This window comes from Pseudomonas sp. W22_MBD1_FP4 (genome assembly GCF_052113765.1).
GTDB classification, from domain to species: Bacteria; Pseudomonadota; Gammaproteobacteria; order Pseudomonadales; family Pseudomonadaceae; genus Aquipseudomonas; species Aquipseudomonas sivasensis.
Genome location: NZ_JBGQOI010000002.1, coordinates 424,185 through 446,618, shown reverse-complemented (window position 1 = coordinate 446,618; position 22,434 = coordinate 424,185). Strand labels below are relative to the sequence as shown.

The window sequence follows — 22,434 nt, the reverse complement described above, 5'->3', positions numbered from 1 at the left end:
GCCTGCCGGGTTCCGCTTTTCACACCTGCCCCGTCAAGGAAGAAAGCACCTTAATAACAGGAATTTCTTCCATGCCACGCCACCTCAAGCGTTCTCCCTTACCCCTCGCCCTGGCGATCAACCTGGTCAGCCTGGCTGCGCTGAGCTTAGGCGTGTGCAGCCCGGTGGCGGCGCAGGAGGCGGCGCGTTATGCCATCGCCGCCGGTCCACTGGGACCTGCGCTGAACCTGTTAGCCCAGCAGGCCCATGTGGCGCTGCTGTTCGACAGCACAACCGTCGCAGGCCTGAACACCACCGGCCTGCAGGGCGACTTCCCGGTGGCCCAGGGCTTTGCCCAGTTGCTGCGCGGCAGCGGCTTGCAGGCGATGCAAGGCGCCAATGGCTACGTGCTGGTGCCGATCAACACTACAGGTTCCTTGGAACTGGGGCCCACGTCGATCACCGGGCGGATCGAAGAAAGCAGCACCGATCACGTCCAGGGCTATGTGGCTACGCGCAACCTCAGCGCCACCAAGACCGACACGCCGATCATCGAAACCCCGCAATCGCTGTCGGTGGTCACCAGCGACGAGATCCGCGACCGCCAATCGGAAACTCTGTCGCAGACCCTCGACCTGACCCCGGGCTTCACCAGCCAGCCCACCAGTTTCAACCGCACCTCGGACCGCTTCCGCATTCGCGGCTTCGATGTGGAATCGGCCACCGGCGGCTCCCTGCGCGACGGCCTGCGCTTGCAGAACAACTCCTACGACGGCGTGCAGGAACCCTATGGCCTGGAACGGGCGGAAGTGATTCGCGGCGCGGCGTCGGTGCTGTATGGCCAACTGTCGCCGGGCGGCCTGATCAATACCGTGAGCAAGCGCGCCAGCCAGACGCCCTACCACGAGATTAACCTGCAAGCCGGGCAGAACGACCGCAAGCAACTGTCCGCCGACTTCACAGGCCCGTTGGGCGACAGCGACACGTTGAGCTACCGCCTGACCCTGCTCGATCGCAAGAGCGACACCGCCGCCGACCGCATCAACAACGACAAGATCTATGTGGCCCCGGCCCTGACCTGGCAACCAGACGACGACACCTCGCTGACCCTGCTGTCGTTCTACCAGAAGACCGAAACGGGCTTCTCCGCGCCGCTGCCCTATCAGTTAACCAAAGGCGTCGGCGAAGGCCGGTTCCAGATCGGCCGCCACGACTTTATCGGCGAGCCGGACTACGACGAAATGAACGGCGAGATGTCGGCGCTCGGCTATGAGTTCGAACACCGCTTCGATGAACACACGCGTATCAGCAACAAGCTGCGTTACTACCAGTCGGATGTGACGTGGCGTTACCTGCAAGTCAACATCGCCGGCGCCAACATCGGCACCGCGCAAACCACCGGCCTGCTGCGGCGCCAATACAGCGACCGCCAGGAACGCTCGCGGGGCCTGGCCAGCGACACCAATATCGAGAGCAAATGGCAGTTCGGCGACTGGCAGCACACCTTCCTGCTGGGATTCGATGGTTACGACACCAGCTACGACTCGCACAACTTCCGTGGTACCGCACAGCCGTTGAACCTGGCGACCTACCAATATGGCCAGCCGGTGGTAGTGAATCGCAACCCGGCCGCGGACCGTGGCTCGCAGATCGACACCCTGCAAAAAGGCATCTACTTCCAAGACCAGATCAAATTCGACGAACGTTGGATTCTGCTGTTGGGCGGCCGCCATGACTGGGCCAACCAGGACACCGAACTGTTCCGCAATTCGGCCAAGAGCAGCAAGCGCGATGAAGCTACCACCTGGCGCGCGGGGCTGGTGTACAAGGCCGACAACGGCCTGGCGCCTTACATCAGCTACAGCGAATCGTTCTTCCCGGTGGCCGGCACCGACAAGGCGGGACAAAGCTTTGTGCCCACCGAAGGCAAGCAGTATGAAATCGGTATCCGCTATCAACCCGAAGGCAGCGCCACGCTGCTGAGTGCAGCGGTGTACCAGTTGGAACAGCGAAACGTGCTGAGCCAGGACCGCACCGACCTCAATTTCTCGGTACAGGTCGGCGAAGTGCGTTCCCGTGGTTTCGAGCTTGAAGCCAAGACCGAAGTCACCCCCAACCTCAGCCTGATCTCGTCCTACGCCTACATCGACGCACGCATCACCAAAAGCGATATCGCCAGTGAAATCGGCCAACGCAGCGAAGATACGCCCTACCACCAGGCCGCCCTCTGGGCCGATTACCGCCTGGCGGCGCTCGGCATCCCGCAACTGCGCATCGGCGGCGGCGCCCGCTACAAAGGCACCACCCAGGCTTCCGGCGTGCCGTCATCGATGCCTGCCTATACCCTGTACGACGCCCGCGCCAGCTACGAGATCGACCCGCATTGGGAAGTCGCGCTGAACGCCAATAACGTCACCAACAAGCGCTACACCTATTGCGAGTTCGCGATTTGCCGGTATGGCGATGAGCGACAGTTAATCAGTTCGTTGACGTATCGCTGGTAATGCTCACCGGCACCGGCTCGGCAATGGTCAGCAGCACCAGCAAGCTGGCGAACGAGCCGATGGCCATGAACAGGTCCGTGGTTAACCTGCGCCCGCCGCCAGGCTGAGTGCGTGGATCTTGTCGACAATCTGCCGTGAAGCCTTACGGATCGCCGTCGTCGTGTTGCCTGCGATATGCGGTGTCAGTTGGGCATTGCTGATGCCTGCCAGTGGCGAATCAAAACGGTCTTTTTCGTGGACAAAGGTATCGATGGCAACCGCTTTGATATGCCTGGGAAACGCGGTCATGAAGCTTGCCAACTGGGCTTCGTCGACGATGCCGCCGCGAGCGGTATTGATCAGTATCGAGCCTTGGCGCATCAGCCTGAACTGGGCAAGGCCGAACAGGCCTTGGGTGAGCGGTGTCAGCGGTACGTGGATAGAAACCACGTCGGCCTCGCCCAGCAATTGTTCGAGGGTTTGCCGTCGCTCAAGCCCAAGGCTACGCGCGACCTGCTGCGTAAAACGCTCTGAACCGCTGGCGATGACATTGATACCGAGCGATCCCGCTTTGCGTGCGACGGCTTGGGCAATGCTGCCGGTGCCCACCACCCCCAGCGTGAGTTCGCCGAATTCGAGGCCGGGCGCCAAGGTGCCCTTGGACCAGCGGCCGTTGTGCGTTTCGGCGTTGTAGTGGTCCAGGTCCCTGGATAAAAACAACACCTGGGCGACGACGTATTCGGCGACCGCCGACGCGTTGGAGCCCGGCGTGTTGAGTACGGTCACGCCACACCGCTCAGCCTCTTGCTGGTCGATATGGTTAACGCCTGTACCCGCTTGGGCGATGGCGCGCAGCGGCGTTGGCAGGGCCGATGATGCCGCGGCGCGGATCAGTTCGCTCTCAATGGGAATATTCAGGCGCGTCTTCAACACGCTATACCCCCCGGCCTGAGTCACGGCGTCGATAAAAGCTTGCCGGTCGTGGCCATTGATCTCGGTGTACCGGATGCGCTCGCCATAGTGCTCACGGATACTGTGTTTATCCGTGAAATAGTAGAGATTCAGGGTGACGATCAGGCCCAACTCAAGGAATCGGTCGACTTCCTCGAACAGCAACGGCGGGCCGGGAGCATCCAGTATCAGGGTGGTGAATGCCATACCTGTGAGCCTCTTTAAAGGGTGTTCAACCGCACCGATACACTAGCACCGCGCCACACTGGTTCTAAAACAGTAACCGCGAAAAATCACAGCAGGCCTGCGCTAGCCGCGCCACGTCCTGGTTCAAGCCGAATTGACGGTCCACCCGGTGCAATGCCACGTACTGGATACTCGGCAACTCCGGCTGCGTGACCAGCGCGCGTAATGCGCCGTGCTCGATCAGGTGCGACAAACACGCCTTGGGCAAATAACTCACGCCGATCCCCGACAGCGCCAACCCCACCTGCACCAGCAGGTTATGGCTGGTGAGCGTGCGCGGCATCTGCACGTTGTGCGCGGCCAGCCAACGCTCGTAGATCAAGCCGGTGCCCGACTGCGAACCCTGGGTCAGGACGGTGTAATCGGCCAGCACTTCCAGGCTTACGGGGTCTGGATGGGGGATCAGGCCCGGCGCGCAGATCCAGGCGTTTTCGACGCTTTGCAGCGCGGTGCTATGGAAGCGCGGGTCGCTGTAAACGTCCGGCACAATCACCAGGTCGAGTTGGTCGCTTTCCAGCTTGCGAAACAGTTCGCTGCTCAGTTCCACCGACGGTTCGATCTGCACTTTGGGGTAGGCCTGGCGCAGCGCTTCCACCAACGCCGGCAGCCAGGTCAATGCGGTGAGTTCGGTGACGCCGAGACGAAAACGGCGCACCAGCACTTCGCGGGCGCTGACCCGTTCGAGCAGTTGGTCGCGACTGTTGAGCAGGTCGCGGGCGTAGTCGAGCAGCTCACCACCCTTCTCCGTCAGCCGGGCGTTGCGCTTGCTGCGGTCGAAAATCTCGACGTCGAAGGTGTCTTCCAACTCCTGGATACGCTTGGAGATGGCCGACTGAGACATGTTCAGCTTGTTCGCCGCCGCTTCAAAGCTGCCGAGTTCGGCAATCCAATACAGCGCATCGATTTGCTTGAAGGTGATCATGGCGACCAATTCATGAGAAAAAGCGATGCTATCACATCATAAAATATCGCTAAAACTCTTCGGTCATCACTCCTAAGATCCGGCCATAGCCCATCGCTATCTAACAATTCTGGAGATTTGCCATGTCCTTGCCCGGTTCACGCATCCTTCCCAACGCGCCCATGGCCCCGGCCGAACTGGTCGAGGCGTTTGCCCAGGTGGTCACGCCGCATATCAGCGACAACCTCGGCCGGCATATCGGCGCCCGTGGACTCACGCGCTACAACCGCAGCGGCAAGCTGGTGGGCACGGCGATCACGGTCAAGACCCGTCCCGGCGACAACCTGCTGATCTACAAGGCCATGAGCATGCTGCAACCCGGCCATGTGCTGGTGGTGGACGGCCAAGGCGACACCAACAACGCGGTGATCGGTGAGCTGGTCAAGCTCTACGCCCAACAGCGTGGTTGCGTGGGGTTTGTGATCGACGGCGCGATTCGCGATGTCGCCAGCTTTGAGGACACCCCTTGCTACGCCCGCGCCGTGGTGCATACCGGCCCTTACAAAACCGGCCCCGGCGAAGTGAACGTGCCGGTGTCCATCGGCGGCATGGTGATCAATCCCGGCGACCTGTTGGTGGGTGATGAAGACGGCTTGGTCGCGTTCTCCCAGGCCGACGCCGCCGAAGTGCTGCGCCGCGCCGCGCAACATGCCGAGCACGAAGAAGCGGTCAAGGCCGAAATTGCCAGCGGTGCGGTGCGCCAGAGCTGGATCGACAAGGCCCTCAACAATGCCGGCCTGGTGTGAAGGAGTCCGAGATGAGCACTGCATTTTTGTCGGACCGTGTCCTGGGTATCGCGCCCTCCCCCAGCATTGCTGCCAACGCGCTGGTCACCGAGTTGCGCGCCCAAGGCCGCGACATCGTTAACTTCACCGTGGGCGAGCCGGACTTCGACACCCCAGCGCATATTCTTGAGGCCGCCAGCCTGGCGATGCACAACGGTGATACCCATTACACGGCCACCCCAGGCACCCTCGCGCTGCGCCAGGCCATCTGCCTGAAACTGCAGCGCGATAATGAAGTGGTGTATGGGCTGGACGAAGTCGTCGCCGGTTGCGGTGGCAAGCACATCATTTATCACGCGTTGGCCGCCACGTTGAATCGCGGCGATGAAGTCATCGTGCACACGCCGTATTGGGTCTCGTACCCGGACATCGCACGGCTCAACGATGCCACGCCGGTGATCATTCCTGGCGATGAACGCCTGGGTTTCAAGCTGTCGCCCGCCGCGCTCGAAGAGGCGATCACCCCACGCACCAAATGGGTGATCCTCAACAGCCCGAACAACCCCAGCGGCGCGGTGTACAGCGAAGCCGAGCTGCTGGCCCTGGCGCAGGTGTTGCGCCGCCATCCCCATGTGCTGGTCATGGCCGATGAGATCTACGAACACTTCGTCTACGGAGACGCCCGGCATGTGCCGTTGACACGCCTGGCGCCCGACCTCAAGCCACGCACGCTGATCGTCAACGGCGCGTCCAAGGGCTATGCGATGACCGGTTGGCGCCTGGGCTTTGGCGCGGGGCCGGCGTGGTTGATCGCGGCCATCGCCAAGTTGCTGTCACAGACCACCACCTGCCCCAGCTCATTGAGCCAGGCGGCAGCGGTGGCCGCGTTTGCGGGTGATCAAGCACCTATCGCCGGCATGCGCGGGGAATACCAGCAACGCCGCGCGCGGATTCTGGCGCTGCTTGAGGGCATCCCCGAATTGGGCGTTACACCACCGGATGGCGCGTTTTATGTATTCGCCAACGTCAGCGGCCTGATGGGAAAGCTCACCCCCCAAGGTGATCGCCTCGACAGCGACACCCAACTGGTGGACTACCTGCTGCGCGACTACGGCCTGGCCACGGTCAGCGGCGCGGCCTACGGCATGTCGCCGTATGTGCGCCTGTCGTTCGCAAGCTCCCTGGACGTGATCGAAGAAGGGTGCCGTCGCCTCAAAGACGCATGCCACGACCTGCGCTGACGGCCACCCGTAACACCCGGCGACCAGCGGACGGACGCCTTTTGACTGCCTAGAACAACAATTTAAAAATCATTGATCTCAAATGAGGCATTCCCATGCACACGCCCCGTATCGCGCTGGTCTGGCAAATCATGATCGGCTTGCTCGCCGGTATCGCCATTGGTGCCCTGCTGCACCGCTTTCCCGAATCCCGACCATGGCTGGTGGACAATGTCCTACAACCGGCGGGCGATATCTTTATCAAGCTGATGAAAATGATCGTGGTGCCCATCGTGTTTTCCTGCATGGTGGTGGGCATTGCCGGGCACGGTGACGGCAAATCCCTGGGCCGTATCGGGGTCAAATCCCTGAGCTATTTTTTCTGCATCACCACCCTGGCGATTATCATCGGCCTGGTCATGGGCAACCTGCTCAAGCCCGGCGCCGGCACTGAACTGTCCAGCCTGCACGCGGCGAATATCACCCTGCCCACCAGCAACGGCGCCGGTCATAGCCTGGGGCAGATCATCGTCGGCATCATCCCCGACAACGTGGTCAACGCCATGGCCCAGGGCAGCCTGCTGTCGGTGCTGTTTTTTGCGGTGATGTTCGGCCTGGGCGTGGCGCGCCTGCCCGCCGAGCGCAAAGACCCGGTCATCGCACTGTTGCGCGGCGTCAGCGATGCGATGTTCAAGGTCACTTCGATGATCATGGCCTACTCGCCCATCGGCGTGTTCGGCATGATTGCCGTGACCGTGGCCAACTTCGGCTTCAGCTCGTTGCTGCCACTGGCCAAGCTGATCATGGTCAGCTATGCGGCCATCGCCTTCTTTGTGCTGGTGGTGCTCAACCTGGTGGCGCGCCTGTGCGGGATCAACCTGTTCGCGCTGATGCGTCATATCAAGGATGAACTGGTACTGGCCTTCTCCACCGCCAGCTCTGCGGCGGTGATGCCGCAACTGATGAAGAAACTCGAGACCTACGGCGTACCACCTTCACTGGTGAGCTTTGTGGTGCCGGTGGGTTACTCGTTCAACCTCGACGGCGCCTCACTGTTCCTCGGCATCGGTACCCTGTTCGTCGCGCAGTTGTACGGCATTGATTTGAGCCTGGGCGATCAGGCCTTGCTGGTGGTGACCATGGTGCTCACCTCCAAGGGCGCGGCTGGGGTGCCGGGGTTCATGTTCGTGATTCTTTCGGCCACCCTGGCCAGCGCCGGTTTGCCGTTGGAAGGCATCGCGTTTATCGCCGGGGTGTACCGCTTGATGGAGATGCCGACCACAGCGCTGAATGTGCTGGGCAATGCGTTGGCGCCGTTGGTGATTGCCAAGTGGGAGGGGCGGGCTGGGCAGCAGCAGAACGCGCAAAATGTGCAGATGCAATGAAGCGGCGGCTGTGCTTTTGTGACGAGCCCGCTCACCACAAAAGCGGCTAATTTTTACCTCGCCACATCGAATAAAGGCGCTCCGAAGAGCGCCTTTATTCATTCCAGCCTTACTGCTCGCTGATGGATTTCACATCAGCCTTGGCCGCACCGCCAATCGCAATGCGCTTAGGCTTCGCTTCCTCCGGGACCACCCTGAGCAGATCAATGCTCAGCAACCCATTGGCGAGTTGCGCGCCCTGCACTTCAATGTGGTCGACCAGGCGGAACGACAGACGGAACGCGCGCTGGGCAATGCCTTGGTGCAGGTAAGTGATGCCCTCATCGTGTTCACGCTTGCCACCGGCGACGGTCAACACGCCTTTTTCCACCTGGATCTCCAAGTCATCCTCAACCAGTCCTGCGGCCGCGATGACGATCCGGTAATGATCATCACCGTGCTTTTCGACGTTGTGAGGTGGATAGGTGGTACCGGCCTCGCTGCGAAGCGCCGATTCAAAAAGGTCGTTGAACCGGTCAAAACCAACGGAATGACGGAACAGTGGGGCCAACGAGAGAGTAGTAGCCATTGCAAAATCTCCTGAGTTTTCTCCAAGTGATTTGATACGCGACCCGCATTCGGCATCGCGTAAAACCTAAGTAGGATCAGGGGAAAAAATTTCAAGCGGCGACCACAAAAAAATTTTCCTCGCACCGAGGATTGCATGAAGACCGGCTGACGCACCGACGCGTCAGGGCCATCGCGGGAGCCACCTGCAATACAGGGCTGATCAAGGTCGATTGAACAGTCCTTAAAAGGTACATAGCGAAACGACAATTGCTGACTAGACTCATGAGCGCACTGCACTGGCCATGGGAATCGTTGGATGAGTCAAACAAACACGCAGGCCGGCATGTTTTCCAGCCCTTGGCGACACAGAGAACTGTTGGTATCCATGGTCCAGCGGGATGTAATTGGTCGGTATCGTGGCTCCATCATGGGGCTGTTGTGGTCGTTCCTGAACCCGCTCTTCATGTTGCTGGTGTACACCTTCGTGTTCAGCATGATGTTCAAGATGCGCTGGCCCCAAGGCAGCGGCTCCAGAACGGAGTTTGCGTTGCTGGTGTTTGCCGGCCTGCTGGTGTTCAACGTGTTTTCCGAATGCGTGAGCCGTGCGCCGGGCTTGATCATCTCCAACGCCAACTACGTCAAGAAAGTCATGTTCCCCCTGGAGATCCTGCCGTGGGTAGTGCTGGGCGCGGTGTTGTTCCATACCCTGGCCAGCCTGGCGATCTGGCTGGTCTTCCACCTGGTGTTTTTCGGCCTGCCACCGTTGACCAGCCTGCTCTTGCCCTTAGTGCTGCTGCCACTGGTGCTGTTTACCCTGGGCATCTCGTGGCTGCTGGCCTCGCTGGGCGTTTACCTGCGCGATGTCGGCCAGATGGTCGGCGTGCTGACGACGGCCTTGATGTTTGTGTCGGCGATTTTTTACCCTACCAGCGCATTCCCCCTGGCCTACCAAGGCCTTCTGCACCTCAACCCGCTCACTCGGGTGGTCGAGCAGACCCGAGACGTATTGTTTTGGGGCATCGTGCCCGATCCCTTCACATGGGCCTGCGGCCTGGTGGTTGCCAGTGGCGTCGCCTGGCTGGGGTTTATCTGGTTCCAGAAGACCCGCAAAGGATTTGCCGATGTGCTCTGAAATCGCCGTGCAAACAGCCAACCTGAGTAAGAGCTACCACATCTATGACACGCCCAGGGATCGCCTGTGGCAGATGCTATCCCGAGGCAAAAAACATTTTTATCGAGAGTTCTGGGCACTCCAGGATGTGTCGCTGGAGCTGCGCAAAGGCGAGACGGTGGGCATCATCGGTCGCAACGGCAGTGGCAAATCGACGCTTCTGCAACTGATCTGCGGCACGCTGAGTGCCACGTCCGGCAGCCTTCAGAGCCATGGCCGCGTCGCCGCGTTGCTGGAGCTGGGCTCGGGCTTCAATCACGAGTTCACCGGCCGCGAAAACGTCTACATGAACGGTGCCGTGCTGGGGCTGAGCCACGCCGAAATCGAGGCGCGATTCGCCGAAATCACAGACTTTGCCAATATTGGCGACTTTATCGACCAGCCGACCAAGACCTACTCCAGCGGCATGCTGGTGCGGCTGGCCTTCGCGGTGGCGGTGTGCGTGCAACCGGACATCCTGATCGTCGACGAAGCCCTGGCAGTGGGGGATGCATCCTTTCAATTCAAATGCCTCAACCGTCTGGAAGCACTGACTCAACAAGGGACGACACTGCTGTTCGTGTCCCATGACATGGGCATGGTCAAACGTTTTTGCAATCGGGTGATTTACCTGCGTGAAGGCAAGGTGCGCGCCAGCGGTTCTCCCGAGGAAATGGCCGAACTCTACCTGCTCGAAATGCGTGACGAGCAGCGCCGCTGGGCCAGCGGCGGCACGGTGCCCGTTGCCCCCAAGCCGTTTCTCGCCAAACAGGGTGGTATCGCCTTTGGCACGGATGAAGGCCATATTGTTGCGGCCTGCTTTACCAATACTGACAGCCTGTATTCGAGCTTTGTGTATGGCGAAACCATCGAGCTGCGCATCGAAACCCGGGTGCGTGAAACCATCGAGCTGCCGACCATCAGCGTGACAATCCAGGAAGCCCGACTGTTGGTGATCGGCGGGGCCAATCTGCCGCTGCACATGGAGGTCGCGCAAGACGGCTGGCGCAGGGCGACGATTACCGTCCGCTTCCCCGCCAGCCTCGCGGCGGGCAAGTACCACATCACACTGAAACTGATGAACGGCCACACCGAAGAAACTGCGCAGTTGATCGAAAAGCAGGTTGCGCTATTGGCCTTCGACACCTTGCCTGGCACCAAGGACTTCCTGGGCTTCGTCGACCTGGGAATAGAAGCCAGCCCCGGCGCTCAAACAGTCCAATCCGGGGAGTTGCAATGAGTCGAAAATGGCAGGTCGGGATCTTCGGCACCTTCGATGTCGCCAATTACGGCGACTTATTGTTCCCCATCCTCGCCGAGGCGGAGTTGACCAGGCGTCTGGGCCCGATAACGCTTCACCGATTTTCCTATCACGGCAAAGCCGAGCCTGAATGGCCTTACGCGGTCACCTCAGTGACCCAACTGCCCGACATCGCCGCCCAGCTTGACGGGGTATTGATCGGTGGCGGCTTCATCATTCGCTTCGACAAAGTGGTGGCCACCGACTATTACCCGCCGGACGCGTCCATCCACCACCCCACCGGTTACTGGCTGACGCCGGCACTGATCGCGTTGCAACACGGCGTCCCGCTGATCTGGAATGCGCCGGGCATGCATTGCAACGACATACCGCCGTGGGCCGAGACGCTGGTGAAGCTGACCCTGGATCACAGCCCCCACATCAGGGTTAGGGATGCGCTGTCGCAGGCGGTCTTGGCCCGCGTGTCGGAAACAGCCTCGGTGCAGGTGCTGCCCGACACCGCCTTTGGTCTTCCTCGGCTGCTCGATCCCCAATCACCGTCAGCCGAATTCCTGGCATTACGCGCCAGTGCCGACCTGACCAAACCCTATGTGGTGGTGCACGCCATGTGGGGGCTGGACAGTTTCCTGGCGATGTGGCGAACACATGCCGCCTTGTTCGAGGACCTGCAACTATTGCTGCTGCCCATCGGGCCGGTGCTGGGCGATCACCCTTCAGTCCTGGGCGATGATCTGGAGCGCTCGCGGTGCCTGCCGTATTGGCCCACCCCCCTGCTGCTGGCCGAGGTGATCGCCCATGCCGAAGGTGTGATCGGGCACAGCTACCACTTGGCGATCAGTTCGCTGGTGTTTGGTGTACCGATCTTCTGCTCGGCAGACCTGGGCACCGGCAAATACACCGCACTGCCCAGCCATGGGCGAATCTTCCAATTGCGCCGGGACCAGGCGATTGACCCGCAGTGGTTTCGCGCTCAGTTGGGCAAGCAGCCGATATCTGCCGTCACCGCCTCGGCGATGGAACAGGTCGACGCGCACTGGGACCGTGTGGCAGAGCTGGTTCGCGAAGGTCGCAGGCCCCCCCCCCCGGCCCTCAACCGCTACTGGCAAGGCTTGCCCGGTGTTTTGGAAGATCTATACATAGAGAGCCAGCGTCAGGTCGTCGAGCGGGGTGTTTTCGAAGATCTATACGTAGAGAGCCAGCGTCAGGTCGCCGAGCGGGGCGTTTTCGAAGCTCTATACATAGAGAGCCAGCGCCAGGCCGCCGAGCGGCAAGCCGAACACGAACACCATCAACAGGCGCTTGAAAAGTTGTATCGCTCCAACTCTTTCAAGCTGACGGCGCCGCTGCGCCACGCTCGCCGTACTTTGCAGAAATGGCTGGGAGCCCTTCGACATGATTGACCTGAGCAAACTAAGTGCCCATCGCTTGCACACCGCCCCGTATGCCTGGGCCGAGATCGGTGAGTTATATACGCCGGAAGATGCGAGGGCGCTGGCCGAAACCTACCCGCACGATCACTTCAAGACGGTCTCCGGCTACGGCGGGGCGAAGGACTACGAATACGAGGCACGGCAGTTGATCGCAATGGGCAGCCACGAGGTGGTCAACCCACAGACGTTAAGCCGCCAATGGCTGGCATTGACCCACAGCTTGCGTTCGCCGAAGTACCGCCAGGCGATGTCCGCGTTGACCGGCGTGGACCTGACGCAGGTGCCGATGGAGGTCAACGTGTTCCATTACGGGCCTGGGGCCAACCTGGGACCTCACCCGGACCTGGGCGACAAGCTGGTCACGCACATCCTGTATTTCAACCAGACGTGGAACCCGGCCGAGGGCGGTTGCCTGCAAATCCTCGGCTCTGCAGCCCCCACCGATATCGTCGCGCAAGTGGTCCCGGTGATCGGCAACTCAGCCATTCTGGTTCGCTCAGACCATTCCTGGCATGCCGTTTCACGGGTGGTGGACGGTTGCCGCTCCTCTCGGCGCAGCGTCACCGTCACGTTCTATCGACCTGGCTCCAGCAGTTCGATGTGGCCCGCCGATGACCAGACACCGCTGCACGCTTATGGCGAGCAGAACAACCCAACACGCTCGTGAAGGCCAACGACATGGATAAGGACAGCCAAGCTACCCTTGAGCAAGACCGCATGCGCATGGAGCGTGATGCAGCCAGCCGGCAGCGAGACGCAGCAATTGCCTATATCGCAACGTTAAAAAACACGCGCTCCTGGCGGATCACCAAGCCGTTGCGAGCACTGCTTCATTGGTTGCGATACCGATCACTGCACACCGGCCCCGACACTCCCGACTTCCTGCACCAGGACAGTTTTCCTCTTAGCAGCCCGTCGATAAGCAACGGGTCGCCAGCGCCTGACGAAGCCTCGTCAGAGAACCGCTTCGACATCCTCTGCTTCGCCAATATCGACTGGGCCGCGCGTTTCCAGCGCCCCCAGCAGTTGATGAGCCAGTTCGCCAGGCATGGCTACCGCGTCTTCTACATCGTGCCCTCACGCAGTGCCGAGCCCGGCCATGCCTATAGCTGCCTTGAAGTGGCGCCCGGCGTCTTCGAGATTGCGTTACAGCGCCAGGAGTTCGTGGACTGCTACAACGACCGCATCGGGGAAAAAAATCTACTGGCCTATTCGACGGCGATTGAGCAACTGGCCGAGGACTTGCGCATAAAGACGGCGGTGTCCGTCGTCCACCTGGCCTTCTGGGCACCACTCGCCGCTCAGTTGCGCCGAGACCATGGCTGGAAAATCCAATACGACTGCATGGATGACTGGGTGGGCTTTCCGGGCATCGGCAAGGTGTTGCTGGAGGAAGAAGAAACCCTGGTTCGAGACGCCGACTTGGTGACCGTCACCGCCGCCCTGCTGCACGAAAAATGGGCAACGACGAGCAGTAACTGCCTGCTGTTGCGCAATGGTGTGGATTTCGGATTCTTCGAACGCAACTGCGTGCCCAACAGCCTGCTGTCGGACATCCCACGGCCCTTGATCGGTTTTTACGGGGGCCTGGCCGAGTGGGTGGACTTGCAGTTGATCGCCACCATCGCCCGGCAGCGTACAGACTGGAGTTTCGTGTTGATCGGCGACATTTTCGTCAAGGACCTGGCCGGCCTTGACCGTTTGCCCAATGTGCACCTGCTCGGCAGAAAGCCCTATGCCCAGATGCCGTTGTACCTGTACCACTTCAATGTCTGCCTGATCCCATTTCGGCTGTACAACGTGACCCACGCGGTCGATCCGGTGAAATTCTACGAGTTCATCAGCGCGGGTAAACCGGTGGTGTCGGTACCGCTGGAAGAAATGAAGATCTACGACGACTACGTGTATTTCGCCGATGGGCCGCAAGCGTTCATCGAGCAGATTAACCGTGCCTTGAGCGAAACCGATCTCGCGACGCCCACCGAGCGAGTGGCACTCGCCAGCGCCAATGACTGGCGCAATCGCTTCGACGCCAACCTCAGCGCACTGAAGGCGTTGCATCCGAAAGTGTCGATCGTGGTAGTCACCTACAACAATGTCGAGCTGACCCAAGCCTGCGTCGAAAGCTTGCTGCGCAACACCACCTACCCTAATTACGAGCTGATCATCGTCGACAACGCCTCCTCGGACGATACGGGCAACTACCTGCGTTACCTGGGCCGCACCCACGCCAACCTCACCCTGGTGCTCAACGACCGTAACCTGGGCTTCGCCGCCGCCAATAACCAGGGGCTCAAATTGGCAACCGGGGATTACCTGGTGCTGCTCAACAACGACACTGTGGTGCCCAAGGGCTGGATAGACCCGTTGCTCCGCCACCTGCAAGACCCACAGATCGGCCTGGTCGGCCCGATGACCAACTCGGTGGGTAACGAAGCCAAGATCAGCGTCGACTACGCTGACATTGCACACATGGAAGCCTTCGCCGACCGCCACGTCGCGCAGCACCGAGGCCGTACGTTCGATATCAGCATGCTCGCCATGTTCTGCGTGGCCATGCGTCGCGACGTGTTCGAGCGCATCGGCTGGCTGGATGAGGCCTTCGGCATCGGCATGTTCGAGGACGACGATTACAGCCGGCGTATCCAGGCGGCGGGCTTGCGGACCGTGTGCGCAGAGGACGCCTTCATCCATCACGTAGGCCAAGCTTCCTTCAAGAAGCTGATTGTCAGCGGTGAATACCAAGCGCTGTGGGACAAAAACCAAGCGTATTTCGAAAGCAAATGGGGGGCTTGGACACGTCCGCAGCCACAGCGACAACCGGATACGCACTGACCCACCCAAGGAGGACTCCGTGTTCAAGCGAATCATGAGCAAGCTCAGCGGTAAGCTGGAAGAGATAAGCGCCGACAAGCAAGTGACGGCCGATCACTGGTCGGAAAACATGGCCGGCTCCGATGCCTTTTCTGCGGATGTCTACTGGCTCGCCGTTCCGGCGGTACAGCGGCGCCATCAGCGCAAGGCAACGGCTGGCAGCGGCCACCCCGGCTGGGTGCCGTACTGCCTCAAAGAGTTCCTGGGCGACCCGGTGCAAGGCGCTCGGATGCTCAGTATCGGCTGTGGCACCGGCACCCTGGAGCGCGAGCTCTACAGGCTCCACGCATTCGAACACTGCGACGCCGTGGACATCGCACCGGGCGCACTCGACGCCGCCAGGGCAGAAGCGCTGGCGATGGGTGCGTCAACAATCAATTACTCGTTGTGCGATATCGAAAAGACTGACCTGCCTGCCAATCAATACGATGCGGTCTGGTTCAATGGTTCGCTGCACCATATCCGTGAGCTGGAGGTGGTCTGCCAGCGCGTTGCCCATAGCCTGAAACCCGGCGGCTGGCTGTTCTTCAATGAATACGTCGGGGCCAACCACTTCGCCTTTGATGCGCAGCAACGTGCAGCCATCAGCCACGCGTTCGGCTTGATTCCCGAGCAGTTTCGCCGTTCATTCGTGCAGGGTTCATACGGCCAGGTGCAACACGCCGTGCCATTACCCGACCCGGCCGACGTGGTCAAAGTCGACCCTTCGGAAGCCGTGCGTTCGGCGGATATTCTGCGGGTGGTGGGAGAGCACTTTGATATCCGGGCACTGAACCTTTGCGGCGGCTCGCTGCTGCAGTTCCTGATGCACGGTATCGCCGGCAATTTCAAGGAGGACAATCCACAGTCGTTACGGGTGCTGCAAATGTTGTTCGACATCGAAGACGGCTTGATCGAATCCGGCACGCTGAAAAGCGACTTCGTCATCGTCGCCGCCTCACCGCGAAAGTCCTGATAAGGCAGCCCGCCCCTATGCTGACCGATCGGCGTCCCTCACGCTGGAACCGCTGGCGCGTGGCCTACCACCGGCTGCCGCTTCCGGCCAGTATGAAAAAACTGCTCGCGGCCTTTTACCGAAGGGCAGTGCTCAGAGCAGTTCGCGCGCTGCGCAGCGCCCTGAACCCCGGGCAGGGTTTCGTCAGCCCTTCGCCAGCCCCGCAGCCACCGCAGGCCGGGCTGGCGGACTACATTATCTGGGGCGCTATCGACTGGGACTTCCGGCACCAACGCCCTCAACAACTGGCCCTCGCGCTGGTCGCCACGGGACGGCGGGTTATTTACGTTTCGACGTCACTGATAGATGCCAGCCACGCCGGCTTTGAGCTTGAGGCGCTGGACCAAGAGCACCGGTTGTTCCAGGTCCACTTGTTCACGCGTGGCGCGCCGCTGATCTACGCCGCGGCCCCGAGCACCGCGCAGGTTCAACAGCTGTGCAGCAGCATCGGCGAGGTGCTGCTTTGGGCCGGCTGCGCACGGGTGATTTCATTGGTGCAACACCCGTTCTGGTGCGACGTCGCCGCTGAGTTACCCGATAGCCGATTGATCTACGACTGCATGGACCATCATCAAGGCTTCGGCGACAACGCAGCGGACATCCTGCTCCTTGAGCAGCGACTGGTCCGGGACGCCGACATCCGACTGTTCACCTCCGACTGGCTGGCCCAGCAATGGCCGGTCCAAGCCAACAGGCCCAGCGCCGTCCTGCGCAATGCCGCAGATTTCAGCCAGTTCTCCAGCGTGCCGGCGTCGATCTACCGTGATCGCTTGCAACGCTCGGTGATTGGTTATTACGGCGCCATCGCCGACTGGTTCGACCACGCGTTGGTGGTCCAGATCGCCAAGGCCTTTCCCCAGCATGTCGTGCTACTGATCGGCGCCGATACAGTAGGGGTTCGTGCCCGATTGCGCGGCTGCCCGAACGTCGAATTTATCGGTGAAGTGCCCTATACCGAACTGCCCTATTACCTGCACGGTTTCGACCTGTGCATCGTGCCGTTCAAGGTGACGCCGCTGACACTCGCCACCAACCCGGTCAAAGTCTATGAGTACCTGAGCGCCGGCAAACCAGTGGTTACGGTGGATCTGCCAGAAATGCAGCAATTCGGCGAACAAGTGCAGGTCGCGCGGGATACGCCAGGGTTTATTGCGGCCATTGCCCAAGCGCTGGTGCCGTCAACCATTGAACAGATTGCCCAACGGCAGGCGTTCGCCGCCCAACAAACCTGGGCACACCGTGCCGATACGCTCATAACCCTGGCCGAACACAGCGAACACGCCCCACGGACCAGCGTCATCGTGGTGACCTACAACAACCTGGCGCTGACCCGCGCCTGCCTGGACAGCCTGGAGCGCAACCGCGAATCCCCCGCGCTGGAGATCATCGTGGTGGATAACGCCTCCAATGATGGCAGCGCCGAATTTCTCACCGAGTGGGCTGCCGGGAGCGGGCAGACACTCATACTCAACACCGACAACCGTGGCTTCGCTGCCGCAAACAATCAGGGTTTAGCGGTTGCCAACGGCGATTACCTCGCGCTGCTCAACAACGACACGCAGGTGACGTCGGGGTGGGCAAGTACATTGCAGCGGCATTTGCAACGCCACCCCGAACTCGGCCTGATCGGCCCGGTGACCAATAACATCGGCAATCAGGCCAAGGTCGACATTGACTACGCCAGCCTCGTGGACATGCCGCAGGCGGCTCGGCGCTATACCTGCCGGCACCTGGGCGAAGTTGTCCGGCTGCCGACCCTGGCGTTTTTCTGCGTGATGATGCCGCGCAGTACCTACACACGCATCGGCCCGCTGGATGAGGCGTATGGACGGGGATTCTTCGAGGATGACGACTACTGCCGACGGGTCGAGCAAGCCGGTTTGGTGAGCGCCTGCGCGCGCGATGTGTTCATCCATCATCACCTGTCGGCGTCGTTCAAACTCATGCACCAAGGCGAGCGTCTGGCGCTGTTTGAACGCAACAAGGCGCTTTACGAAGCGAAGTGGGGCCCGTGGGTGCCCCATGAGCATGAGTGACTAACGCAGTTCCTGTTCCGACAGCAAAAACGTCCTGGGCACAAAGCCAAGGTCCCGCGCTGCATCCCCATGATCGAAGACCAAATCCTGGTTCATGCGCTGCGCCATCGCCGCCGACCACTTACGATAGCGCGGAAGGCAGCGCAGCAGCGGCACGGCAATCCTGAATACCCAAAGCGGCACCGTGAGCAAACGCGGGCGCCGGTTCAGGGCGCTGAACACTCGGCTCACCATGTCCCGGTACGCCAGCGTTTCCCCGCCTGAAAGGTTATAAGCGTGACGGCACACGTGGGGCGCATGCACTGCACGCACACAAGCCATCGCCACATCCTCGGCGTGCACGGGTTGGCGCAGCCCCATCGCACGGCCAAACACCGGAAAAAAACCGAACCGGCGGATAAACCGGGCAATCTCCGCGATGTTTTTGTCGCGCCCGTCGCCGTAGATCAACGTAGGCCGCAGGATGCCCCAGTGGACCTGGTGATGCAGCGCCCAATCTTCAACGCGGACCTCGGCGTCGCGCAACTGGCTGGCCAGGTGCTGCTCGTGCAGGTCATCGGAGTGGCTTTTGGTAAAGCAACTGGTGGAAGAGAGAGCGATGACTTTGCGCGCACCGCAGGCCTGCAGTAGCGCAAAATACTGCGGCAGCACCCAGATCGGCGCCACACAGATCCACAACGAAATGGTCTGCACAGGCTCAGGTTTCGCCAGTTCGGCTAAACGCTGCCAATGAATCGTGCCACTCTCCGTACCGTGCTGTTCCTGCCGGGAAAACGCGACGACCTTGCAGTGTTCGCGCGCAAGCAACGCCAGTACATAACGCCCCACCAAGCTGCTGGCCCCCAGCACCCCCACCGTGACCTCAGGCACGCCCAACGCCCAGTCGAGCCAGCATCAACTTGACGCCATAGTAGGTTGAGACCATGCCAAAGCGCAGCCACACTCCCATTACCACCCACCACCACAGCACCTTGGGATACTGCGCCCTGAAATACGTTTCGTAGAAACGCACCATGCCACGGTGTTTGTGCCATTCGACAAAGAATGGCCGGCTCCGGCTGCACGCACCCCGCCAGTGCATGACGCGCGCCTGGGGCACGAACACCACGCGCCACTGTTTCAATCGGAAACGCATGCACCAATCCAGGTCTTCGCAGTGCAGAAAATAGCCTTCGTCCCACAGGCCTACATCGACGAGGGCCTCACGTTTGACCAGCATGCAGGCGCCAGAAATAGCTTCCACGGCGACCGGTTCGTCGGGCAGTGGCTCGCGATGCAACAAGAAGTCCGAGCATAAAGAAGGAAACAGCCAGTCCAGGCGGGACAACCCAAACGCCCGTACGAATGCACGCCTTGGCGTGGGGAACACCCGTCGTCCGCCCGGCTGTTCGGACCCGTCGGGGTTGCACAGGAACCCACCCACCATGCCCGTGGAAGGATCGCTGTGCAGCACGTCAATCATGTGCCCCAGCGCCCCCGGCATCAGCACGCAATCGGGGTTCAGAAATAACAACGTACCCGCATCGCAAACGCCCGCGCCGGTATTGCAGGTCGCGGCAAAACCACTGTTGTGGTTGTTCCTGATGATGCTTACGCGGGCATCGGCCTCATACGCCTTCAAGTGCGCCAGGCTCCCATCGCTCGAACCATTGTCCACCACGATCACACGCAAGGCGCCTTCCTTCAGCGCCGACGCGACGCAGTCGCCGATCAGCTTGCCAGCGTTGTAGTTAACTACGATCACATCACAGTTATGAATAAAGCTTGGCGGCATCAAAACGCGCCTCCCATGAGTGTTGCCGTGCAAAGGCACAGGCTTCATCGGTATCGCGTTCACACTGCAAAGCGGCCTCAGCCAACGCAGCAAGATCAGTCAGCGAGTGGCTGATAAAAACCCCCGGCAGGTCACCACGCTCATGCATCTCGCCGAAATCGGTCGAGATCACCGGCAACGCCAAAGCTCGGTACTCGTAGTATTTGATAGGGTCGACGGCTGCAGTCAGCGCGTTCTGCTTGAACGGAATCAACCCCACATCAAACTCGGCCATAGCACTCAGCGCGGCCCCATGGTCACAGGCGGGCAACACCACCACGTTGGGCGGCAGTCGAGCGCCCAACGTCCCGAAGACCGGCCCGATCAAACGAATTTCATCGTTCGGCCGGGTCTTGGCCAACGCGGCGACCCAGTCCCAGTCAAACCAGGCCGCCATCGTGCCGACGTAGCCGAACACTTTGCGTGCCGACGCGACCGGGGCCGGCTGCACGGCGGAAATCGCCGACAGGTCGAGCCCGTTGAACACCCGTTGTACCTCACGTCGATAACGCCTCCACTGCGCATCGAGGCCGGAACTGGACGCCCAAATAACGTCCACGCGTTGAGCGATCAACCGCTCACAGCGCGCCAACGCAGACTGGGACAGGCCGGTATAAAACGCCGGGAAGTCATCCATGGCGTCGTACAAAGACGCGCAATGAGGAAGCCGCCGCAACAGCAAGTGCGCAAGCGCTGAGGGCTTGCCGATGACAAGCAATGCAGGGACGTCGTGGATGAATGCATCGATCTGCTTCAGCGTGTTTCGCCACAAAAACTGATTCACCCAACCGACGCCTGGCAGCGGCTCGATGGGCAAACCGCCGGGGTTGATCACGCTAAGCCACGACGGCATGCCGGCAGGCTGGTGCGTAGTTGGGGCTACCGATGAGCGCCTGAGATCGCTCCACCGGGGAAGTCGCGTGGGATAAGGGTCTACCCACAGCACCTGCGCGCCCGTGCGGCGGTGAACCCATTCGACAAACTTGTGCGGCCGCTGGGCGAAACTGTCCCAGGGTAACGGCGAGAGGAAGACCAGACGCTTCACGAAAAGTGCTCGCGCAGAACGCTGACAATGCGCCCGGCCGCCTGCCCATCGCCATAGGGCGAGAAACCACGTGCCATGGCGCGATAGGCGGACTCATCGTCCAGTAGGCGCTGCGCCTCTTCAACGATGCGCTCACAGTTCGCGCCCACCAGTTTTACCCCGCCCTGCTCCACTGCTTCCGGCCGCTCGGTTTCATCACGCATGACCAGCACCGGCTTACCCAACGCAGGCGCTTCCTCCTGGACGCCTCCCGAATCGGTCAGGATGAAATACGCCGCTTTCATGGCAGCCACGAACGCCGCGTAATCCAATGGCGCGCACAATCTGAAGTTCGCAATACCCGCCAAGGACGCCTGGGCGACTTCCTGGATATTCGGATTCGGATGCACGGGATACAGAAACTGAACCTGCGGGTTGTTCTCTGCCAGGGTTCGCAACGCTCGGCAGATGCTGCGAAAAGGTTCGCCAAAATGCTCTCTACGGTGAGCCGTCACCAGCACCAGGCGCTTGCTCGGGTCAAGCTCAAGGCCCAGTTGCGGAGCCAGGGTGGCCGTCGCGAGCAGCGCATCAATCACGGTATTGCCGGTGACAAAAATGTCCGTGCTGCAGACGCCCTCTTTCAGCAGGTTTTGCCGGGCACCTTGAGTCGGTGCGAAGTGCCAACGCGCCAACTCACCGGTAATGACCCGGTTGGCTTCTTCGGGAAAGGGCGATTGCTTGTCCCAGGTGCGCAGGCCGGCTTCAACATGGCCCAGCGGTATACGCTGATAAAAGCATGCCAAGGCGCAGGCCATCACCGTCGTGGTATCGCCTTGCACCAGCACGACATCGGGCTGCTGTTCCAGCAGGACCGTATCCATGTCGAGCAATAACTGGGCGGTCAGGGTGGCGAGGGTTTGACTTGGCCGCATGATGTTCAAGTCAATATCGGGCTCGATCCCGAAAAAACGCAGGAGCTGATCGAGCAAATGACGATGCTGCGCTGTGGCAACGACCCGCACATCGGCCCAACGCTCTTTTTTCAAGGCCAGAATGACCGGGGCCATTTTGATGGCCTCGGGACGCGTCCCGATAACACAAAGGATTTTTTTTGCCGACACAGACCTGTTTCCCTATTCGAAGGAAGCTCAATCACTGCGCTATTCACCAGCCGTTTTGCCCACACGTTCCGTTGTGCCTTTCGATGTAGCTGCCTTCAGGGCCCCATACGCACACTGCAGAGAAGATCTTTGGAATATTTTGATACTAACGAAGCCAGCATAGGCACAGATTGCGCGACCTGCACGGTGCAACGGCGCAACAATCGACGAGATCCTGCTTTACGGGGCAGTT

The 22,434-nt window shown here is 60.6% G+C and carries 18 protein-coding genes; 11 read left to right on the top strand and 7 right to left on the bottom strand.

Going from position 1 to position 22,434, the window contains the following annotated elements; all coding sequences use genetic code 11:
* Nucleotides 1–71: 71 nt before the first annotated feature.
* The gene (locus tag ACEN2T_RS04795; RefSeq protein ID WP_442116380.1) at nucleotides 72–2,483 is read left to right on the top strand and encodes a TonB-dependent siderophore receptor; all 2,412 of its coding nucleotides are present in this window, start codon (nucleotides 72–74) and stop codon (nucleotides 2,481–2,483) included.
* An 81-nt stretch (nucleotides 2,484–2,564) separates the two neighbouring features.
* Here the strand turns inward: ACEN2T_RS04795 and ACEN2T_RS04790 are convergent, their stop codons facing one another.
* Together ACEN2T_RS04790 and ACEN2T_RS04785 are read right to left on the bottom strand one after the other, a co-directional pair.
* Nucleotides 2,565–3,620, bottom strand: coding sequence for an NAD(P)-dependent oxidoreductase (locus ACEN2T_RS04790; protein WP_442116379.1), 1,056 nt, complete (start codon nucleotides 3,618–3,620; stop codon nucleotides 2,565–2,567).
* Nucleotides 3,621–3,684: 64 nt separating this feature from the next.
* Nucleotides 3,685–4,581, bottom strand: coding sequence for a LysR family transcriptional regulator (locus ACEN2T_RS04785; protein ID WP_122680471.1), 897 nt, complete (start codon nucleotides 4,579–4,581; stop codon nucleotides 3,685–3,687).
* Between the two features lie 122 nt (nucleotides 4,582–4,703).
* Here ACEN2T_RS04785 and ACEN2T_RS04780 point away from each other — a divergent pair, with 122 nt between their 5' ends.
* The 3 genes from ACEN2T_RS04780 to ACEN2T_RS04770 all read left to right on the top strand — a co-directional run bounded on the left by ACEN2T_RS04780 (nucleotide 4,704) and on the right by ACEN2T_RS04770 (nucleotide 7,950).
* Complete coding sequence (locus ACEN2T_RS04780) at nucleotides 4,704–5,366, top strand: RraA family protein (RefSeq protein ID WP_095185500.1); 663 nt, start codon at nucleotides 4,704–4,706, stop codon at nucleotides 5,364–5,366.
* A gap of 11 nt (nucleotides 5,367–5,377) precedes the next feature.
* The gene (locus ACEN2T_RS04775; RefSeq protein ID WP_095185499.1) at nucleotides 5,378–6,586 is read left to right on the top strand and encodes a pyridoxal phosphate-dependent aminotransferase; all 1,209 of its coding nucleotides are present in this window, start codon (nucleotides 5,378–5,380) and stop codon (nucleotides 6,584–6,586) included.
* Between the two features lie 95 nt (nucleotides 6,587–6,681).
* The gene (locus ACEN2T_RS04770; RefSeq protein ID WP_095185498.1) at nucleotides 6,682–7,950 is read left to right on the top strand and encodes a cation:dicarboxylate symporter family transporter; all 1,269 of its coding nucleotides are present in this window, start codon (nucleotides 6,682–6,684) and stop codon (nucleotides 7,948–7,950) included.
* A 109-nt stretch (nucleotides 7,951–8,059) separates the two neighbouring features.
* On the opposite strand, the gene ACEN2T_RS04765 is transcribed toward ACEN2T_RS04770, so the two are convergent.
* Entirely contained in the window at nucleotides 8,060–8,518 is a 459-nt protein-coding gene (locus tag ACEN2T_RS04765; RefSeq protein ID WP_032885931.1) for an Hsp20 family protein, read from the bottom strand.
* Between the two features lie 297 nt (nucleotides 8,519–8,815).
* Between ACEN2T_RS04765 and ACEN2T_RS04760 the strand changes: the two genes are divergently transcribed.
* Genes ACEN2T_RS04760 through ACEN2T_RS04730 form a run of 7 tightly spaced genes read left to right on the top strand, consistent with a single transcriptional unit; the run spans nucleotide 8,816 to nucleotide 18,244 of the window.
* Nucleotides 8,816–9,631: an ABC transporter permease gene (locus tag ACEN2T_RS04760; RefSeq protein WP_442116378.1), complete on the top strand. Its 816-nt coding sequence runs from the start codon at nucleotides 8,816–8,818 to the stop codon at nucleotides 9,629–9,631.
* Nucleotides 9,621–10,889: an ABC transporter ATP-binding protein gene (locus tag ACEN2T_RS04755; RefSeq protein ID WP_095185496.1), complete on the top strand. Its 1,269-nt coding sequence runs from the start codon at nucleotides 9,621–9,623 to the stop codon at nucleotides 10,887–10,889. Before ACEN2T_RS04760 ends, ACEN2T_RS04755 begins: the two co-directional genes overlap by 11 nt.
* Nucleotides 10,886–12,310 (top strand): polysaccharide pyruvyl transferase family protein, encoded by a 1,425-nt coding sequence (locus ACEN2T_RS04750; RefSeq protein WP_442116377.1) that lies wholly within the window; start codon nucleotides 10,886–10,888, stop codon nucleotides 12,308–12,310. Before ACEN2T_RS04755 ends, ACEN2T_RS04750 begins: the two co-directional genes overlap by 4 nt.
* Entirely contained in the window at nucleotides 12,303–13,007 is a 705-nt protein-coding gene (locus tag ACEN2T_RS04745) for a 2OG-Fe(II) oxygenase family protein (RefSeq protein WP_099603068.1), read from the top strand. The genes ACEN2T_RS04750 and ACEN2T_RS04745 overlap by 8 nt, the downstream gene beginning before the upstream one ends.
* 11 nt (nucleotides 13,008–13,018) lie before the next feature.
* Nucleotides 13,019–15,175, top strand: coding sequence for a glycosyltransferase (locus ACEN2T_RS04740; protein ID WP_442116376.1), 2,157 nt, complete (start codon nucleotides 13,019–13,021; stop codon nucleotides 15,173–15,175).
* A gap of 19 nt (nucleotides 15,176–15,194) precedes the next feature.
* Nucleotides 15,195–16,169: a class I SAM-dependent methyltransferase gene (locus tag ACEN2T_RS04735; protein ID WP_442116375.1), complete on the top strand. Its 975-nt coding sequence runs from the start codon at nucleotides 15,195–15,197 to the stop codon at nucleotides 16,167–16,169.
* A 17-nt stretch (nucleotides 16,170–16,186) separates the two neighbouring features.
* The gene (locus ACEN2T_RS04730; protein ID WP_122680466.1) at nucleotides 16,187–18,244 is read left to right on the top strand and encodes a glycosyltransferase; all 2,058 of its coding nucleotides are present in this window, start codon (nucleotides 16,187–16,189) and stop codon (nucleotides 18,242–18,244) included.
* Here ACEN2T_RS04730 and ACEN2T_RS04725 read toward each other — a convergent pair whose 3' ends face one another.
* From ACEN2T_RS04725 to wecB, 4 genes are read right to left on the bottom strand one after another with little or no spacing between them, the layout of a single operon-like run.
* A complete protein-coding gene (locus tag ACEN2T_RS04725) occupies nucleotides 18,245–19,114 on the bottom strand; it encodes an NAD-dependent epimerase/dehydratase family protein (RefSeq protein WP_442116374.1) in 870 nt (289 codons plus the stop codon). It lies immediately after the preceding gene.
* Nucleotides 19,107–20,018: a glycosyltransferase family 2 protein gene (locus tag ACEN2T_RS04720; RefSeq protein WP_442116373.1), complete on the bottom strand. Its 912-nt coding sequence runs from the start codon at nucleotides 20,016–20,018 to the stop codon at nucleotides 19,107–19,109. Before ACEN2T_RS04720 ends, ACEN2T_RS04725 begins: the two co-directional genes overlap by 8 nt.
* Nucleotides 19,996–21,102 (bottom strand): glycosyl transferase, encoded by a 1,107-nt coding sequence (locus ACEN2T_RS04715; protein WP_241150113.1) that lies wholly within the window; start codon nucleotides 21,100–21,102, stop codon nucleotides 19,996–19,998. Before ACEN2T_RS04715 ends, ACEN2T_RS04720 begins: the two co-directional genes overlap by 23 nt.
* The gene (gene wecB, locus ACEN2T_RS04710; RefSeq protein WP_442116372.1) at nucleotides 21,099–22,202 is read right to left on the bottom strand and encodes a non-hydrolyzing UDP-N-acetylglucosamine 2-epimerase; all 1,104 of its coding nucleotides are present in this window, start codon (nucleotides 22,200–22,202) and stop codon (nucleotides 21,099–21,101) included. Before wecB ends, ACEN2T_RS04715 begins: the two co-directional genes overlap by 4 nt.
* Nucleotides 22,203–22,434: the final 232 nt, after the last annotated feature.